5 protein-coding genes are annotated in these 5,579 nt (G+C 40.2%); 3 read left to right on the plus strand and 2 right to left on the minus strand.

Going from position 1 to position 5,579, the window contains the following annotated elements; all coding sequences use genetic code 11:
* Window positions 1-201, minus strand: a 201-nt coding sequence (locus tag NTU69_08715; GenBank protein MCX5803593.1) for a TRAP transporter small permease, incomplete at its 3' end; no start/stop codon positions are given.
* Between the two features lie 361 nt (window positions 202-562).
* Between NTU69_08715 and NTU69_08720 the strand changes: the two genes are divergently transcribed.
* The 3 genes from NTU69_08720 to NTU69_08730 all read left to right on the plus strand — a co-directional run bounded on the left by NTU69_08720 (window position 563) and on the right by NTU69_08730 (window position 2,952).
* On the plus strand, window positions 563-2,323 hold the full coding sequence (locus tag NTU69_08720; GenBank protein ID MCX5803594.1) for a long-chain fatty acid--CoA ligase: 1,761 nt from the start codon (window positions 563-565) through the stop codon (window positions 2,321-2,323).
* A gap of 121 nt (window positions 2,324-2,444) precedes the next feature.
* Window positions 2,445-2,780, plus strand: coding sequence for a zinc ribbon domain-containing protein (locus NTU69_08725; protein MCX5803595.1), 336 nt, complete (start codon window positions 2,445-2,447; stop codon window positions 2,778-2,780).
* Window positions 2,764-2,952, plus strand: coding sequence for a hypothetical protein (locus tag NTU69_08730; protein ID MCX5803596.1), 189 nt, complete (start codon window positions 2,764-2,766; stop codon window positions 2,950-2,952). The genes NTU69_08725 and NTU69_08730 overlap by 17 nt, the downstream gene beginning before the upstream one ends.
* Here the strand turns inward: NTU69_08730 and carB are convergent.
* Window positions 2,924-5,579, minus strand: a 2,656-nt coding sequence (gene carB, locus NTU69_08735) for a carbamoyl-phosphate synthase large subunit (protein ID MCX5803597.1), incomplete at its 5' end; no start/stop codon positions are given. The genes NTU69_08730 and carB overlap by 29 nt on opposite strands.

Genomic DNA, 5,579 nt, shown 5'->3' on the forward strand with positions numbered 1-5,579 from the left:
CAATGAGACCTTGGGGATACTAAAACCAATCACAATCGCCAGCGATAATGCCACCATTTCGTAAGTACCTAAAATGGGGTGACCACCGGCTCGCATGAGGACATCGGCGACGGTCAAAAACATCATCAAGGTAAGAGCTGTACCCCCAATGATATTAAGGACTTTAGTCACCCTGAGAAAAATGCCATATATCCTTTCCATTATCCCTCCTTTTTTTTATAAGTCTACCCGGATATGTTTATAGAAGTATAGGAAAGCATAGAACAATTTCTTTTATAGTACTGTTGTTATTACTCTTATCAATATTTCGTGAAATGTATCCCCGAGAACCTCCTAAAGCTATCAGATCGGTGTCCGATCTTCTCCGAGTTTATTCCCCCTTTTTATCAAGTTTGTTTATAAGAAACGTCAGATTGTTTGTCAAGTAAATTATTCCAATCTTTTTCCTGCATCCCACAAAAACAGCTTAATAGCCGACCAGTGGTGCAAAGAGGTAGAGAAGCAGAAAATTACAATTAAACCAGACAATCTCTTTAAGGTTCTGCTATAATAGTGGGACACAATGAAAGATACACTTATATGGATGTTTCAGGAAAGCCTTAAAAAATATCCAGAAGTACCCTGTTTTTTACAGAAGAAAAATGGCCATTATAGAGCGATAAATTTCAGAGAGGCTTGGGGAAAAATATATGAGATTTCAAGGGGCCTTTTATCTCTCGGTGTAAGAAAGGGTGATAGGGTTGCAATTCTATCGGAGAACTGTATTGAATGGGCCCTGATTGATATGGCAATAATCCATATAGGCGCCATCAATGTCGCAATATACACGACCCTCCCCCCTGAACAGATGGAATATATCTTATCAGATTCAGGTGCAGGGTATATATTTGTTCAGGATACCAAACACCTCGAAAAGCTAAAACGTTCAAAAAGGAACTTCGACAATCTTCGTGTAATAATGATGGGATCTGTATCTGAACCTACAGATGGAATACTGGATTTTGAAACATTCCTCGGGATGGGTAGCTCCTTGCCCCTTGACAATACCAGTTTCGATAAGCTCTGGATGGATATAGAACCTGACGAACCCGCAAGTATCATCTATACATCCGGCACAACAGGAGAACAGAAGGGTGCAGTTCTTACACATTATAACTTTATCTCTAATGTAAGCTCATGCAAAGATGTTCTTGTCTTCAAACCCGGTGAGATTATGCTATCAGTTCTTCCACTAAGCCATGTGTTTGGCCGCCTTGTTGAACATTACCTCACCCTCTCATGCGGAACAACGGGAGTGTATGTCGAAAATCTTCTCAATCTCAGAGATATTATAAGAGAGGTTAAACCCCATTATATGTGTGTTGTTCCAAGGGTTCTTGAGCTATTTAATGAAGGGCTCTTAGAGGCGATAGATAAAGAAAAAACCCTAAAAAAAATATTTCTCAGGTTCGCTCTATCCATCGACAGAAACCGTAACAGTATTACGTGGAACATTTTGAACAGGATTATATTTAAGAATATACGTATAGCAATGGGGCTTGGTAGATTAATCTTTTTTATCTCTGGTGGCGCAGCACTAAAGAAAGAGATTGCCCAGTTTTTCTATAACCTGGGCATAACAGTACTTGAAGGTTATGGTTTAACAGAGACTTCACCTGTTATTTCTGTGAATCGTCCAAAATGGATAAAATTTGGAACTGTAGGCAAACCCCTGAAGGATGTTGATGTGAGGATAGCAGAAGATGGTGAGATACTCGTGAAAGGTCAAAATGTAATGAAGTGTTATTACAATAAACCAGATGAGACATTAAGTGCAATAGATCCGGATGGATGGTTCCATACAGGCGATGTTGGTGAGATTGATAGTGATGGTTTCTTAAAAATAACAGACAGAAAAAAGGATATAATAGTTCTTGCAAACGGACAAAAGGTAGCACCTCAACCCGTTGAAGCGAGGCTGAAAGAAAGTCCTTATATTTCTGAAGCTGTTCTTTTTGGAGATGAAAATGGGAGGGTCTCTGCTGTTGTTGTCCCTGATTTTAAAAGACTGCACACACTGGCAAAAGAGCAAAAAATCGATACCCCTTTAAGTGATGTTAAAGGAATTGCAGACAATAAGGAGATTATAAGGTTTATAAAGCATGAAATATACAGGTTGACTAATGGGTTTTCTGATTTTGAACACCTGCATCGCCTATACATTATGGATAGAGAGTTTTCTGTTGAAACCGGCGAGATGACACCAACAATGAAGGTGAAAAGGCATATGGTTAAAGCAATGTTTTCAAATCTACATCCTGCTTCACATTTTGGTAAGGAATAACAACAGGTTATCCCTGCACTATCCGTTTTATTAAGTACCCATTTTCACAAATTAATCTTGACGAATCCAGAGAAGAAGGATTATATTCTTTATATCAGCAGGTATTTACAGGAGAAATAAAATGCCCATATACGAGTACAGGTGTAAAAATTGCGGAAAGATGTTTGAAATATTCCAAAAAATAGGGGATGAACCTTTAAAGACATGTCGTATATGCAATGGTACCCTACACAAATTAATCTCCCAATGCTCTTTCCATCTGAAGGGCACCGGATGGTATGTAACTGACTATAAAAAACCAATTGACTCTGTGGGGCACGGCGGAAACGGTGGAAAGCATGCAGTAAAAGAAGAAGAAAAAACAGAAGCGAAGGCAGAAGTGAAAACAGAAACAAAAACAGAAGCGAAGAAAGAGGGTACTGCCCATACTGGAGGACAGGATGAAAAAAGGGGATAAGGTAAAATTTACATTCGCAAAAAAGGAGATGGAGGGGCAGGTAGAAAAGGTATTTCAAAAAACTGTCTATATAAAGGCCAGCTTCTCAAAAGACAAGGATAAGATTGTAAAGAGAAAGATAAAGGATATCCTATACCCTGCATTTACAGATAATAATCCTGCAAGGCCTTGACTCGAAGGCCTCCTTTCCTCATGCTCTCTATGGCATTCACTACTGCCTGTGAACCAGACAAAGTAGTCGTGTAAGGAATTTTATATTGAACTGCAGTAGCTCTAATAAGTACCTCGTCCATCTTCGGGTTTCTTCCGCTTGGTGTATTGATTATCAAGTGAATCTCGCCATTTTTTATCATATCAACGATATGGGGTCTCCCTTCAGAAACCTTGTTTACAAATTTCACCTCTATGCCATTGTTGACAAGTACCTTTCCAGTGCCTCTTGTTGCATATATTTTAAAACCAAGGTCAGATAACTTCTTGGCAATAAAAACAATGTTCCTCTTATCCTTATTTTTTACACTTAAAAAGACATTCCCTTTAAAAGGAAGGTTCTGACCGGCACCCAGTTGGGATTTTAAAAAGGCCATACCAAAATTGAAATCAATACCCATTACTTCACCGGTGGACTTCATTTCGGGACCCAAGATGGTATCCACCCCGGGAAATCTGTTGAAGGGGAAAACAGATTCTTTCACTGCTACATGTTTTATTTCAACCTCTTTCTCTATACCAAGGTCTTTCAATTTCATGCCAACCATCAATTTTGCAGCTACCTTTGCCCACTGGACACCCGTTGCTTTACTCACGAACGGGACAGTTCTACTTGCCCTCGGGTTTACCTCCAGCACATACACAACATCATTTTTTACAGCATACTGGATATTTATGAGACCTATCACATTAAGTTCCATTGCAAGTTTATAGGTATAGAACTTTATCTTCTCTATAATCTTATCATCAAGTGAATAGGGAGGTAATGTACACGCACTATCCCCTGAATGAATTCCTGCTTCTTCTATATGTTCCATGATACCTGCAACCACACACCTCTCTCCATCCACAACAGCATCCACATCAATCTCTATGGCATCCTCAAGAAATTTATCTATTAAAATAGGGCGCTCAGGAGAAGCCTCAGCTGCCTTTTCCATAAAGGATTCAAGGTCGATCTCGGTGTATACGATCTCCATCGCCCTGCCACCAAGCACATATGACGGCCTGACAACAACAGGATAGCCTATCACGCCTGCAACCTCCCTCGCCTCTTCAAATGATATGGCTATGCCATTCTCGGGTTGTGTAAGGTTAAGCTTCTTCAGCAGGGTTTTAAACTTATCCCTATCCTCCGCAATATCTATGTTTTCAGGGGCAGTTCCTATGATGTTCACCCCTGCATCCTTTAGTGACAACGCAAGGTTTAGTGGCGTCTGGCCGCCAAACTGTACAATCACGCCGTCAGGATTTTCCCTCTCTACGATATCCAGCACATTTTCAAAGGTAAGGGGTTCAAAGTACAATTTGTCTGAAGTATCATAGTCTGTGCTTACTGTTTCAGGGTTGCTATTGACCATTATAGTTTCATAGCCAAGCTCTTTCAGTGCAAAGGCAGCATGGACGCAACAGTAGTCAAACTCTATGCCCTGCCCTATTCTGTTTGGTCCACCTCCCAATATCATAATCTTTTTCCTATCTGAACCCCTCGATTCATCCTCAAGTTCATATGTCGAGTAGTAATATGGTGTATAAGCCTCAAATTCTGCAGCACATGTATCCACAAGTTTGAATACACTTTTTATATCCTTCCCTAACCTCCATGCCCTTATCTCAACCTCATCCTGCCCGAGGATATTTCCAATCTGTTTATCAGAAAACCCAAATTTTTTCGCCTGCCCAATCAGTCTTTCAGGAAGACCATTTTGAGAATCGGCAAATATTGGTAAATCCTTTTTATAGATTTCGAGCTCCCTTTCACACTCCACAATCTCTTCTATATTTTTCAGAAACCACCTATCGATGCCTGTAAGGTTGTAAATCTCATCTATATCAAATCCTGCCCTCAGGGCATGACGTATGTAAAATACCCTGTCCTTATTGGGTATTATGAGTTTCTGTCTTATATACTCAGCACTATTGATACCAGGAAGTTTATCATTTGTAATTCCATAACATCCTGTCTCGAGGGACCTGAATCCCTTTTGTAATGCTTCCTTGAATGTTCTTCCGATTGCCATTACCTCCCCGACCGACTTCATGGAAACGGTCAGTGTTTCATCAGCCCCCTTAAATTTCTCAAACGTAAACCTTGGTATCTTCACCACACAATAGTCAATAGTTGGTTCAAAAGATGCCGGGGTTTTTTTCGTTATATCATTCGGTATTTCGTCGAGTGTATATCCTATTGCAAGCTTTGCAGCTATTTTTGCGATAGGGAAACCAGTAGCCTTCGATGCGAGGGCCGAACTCCTCGATACCCTTGGATTCATTTCTATCACTACCATCCTTCCATCATCCTGATTGATAGCAAACTGTATATTTGAACCACCCGTTTCAACACCTATCTCCCTTATTATACGAATAGCTGCATCTCTCATATGATGATACTCTTTATCGGTAAGTGTCTGTGCAGGAGCAACTGTAATGCTGTCACCTGTATGTATGCCCATGGGGTCAAAGTTTTCAATAGAGCATATAATCACAACATTATCCTTTTTGTCCCTCATCACCTCCAGCTCATACTCCTTCCATCCAATCACTGATTCTTCTATAAGAATTTCGCTGATCATGCTGCTTTCAAGCCCT

It is taken from the genome of Pseudomonadota bacterium, from assembly GCA_026388215.1.
Classification (GTDB): Bacteria; Desulfobacterota; Syntrophorhabdia; order Syntrophorhabdales; family Syntrophorhabdaceae; genus JAPLKF01.

What these genes read in the sequence shown, in the direction of transcription:
- NTU69_08720 (MCX5803594.1), top strand. Translation starts at nt 563, where the DNA reads ATGAAAGATACACTTATATGGATGTTTCAGGAAAGCCTTAAAAAATAT.
- NTU69_08725 (MCX5803595.1), top strand. Translation starts at nt 2,445, where the DNA reads ATGCCCATATACGAGTACAGGTGTAAAAATTGCGGAAAGATGTTTGAA.
- NTU69_08730 (MCX5803596.1), top strand. Translation starts at nt 2,764, where the DNA reads ATGAAAAAAGGGGATAAGGTAAAATTTACATTCGCAAAAAAGGAGATG.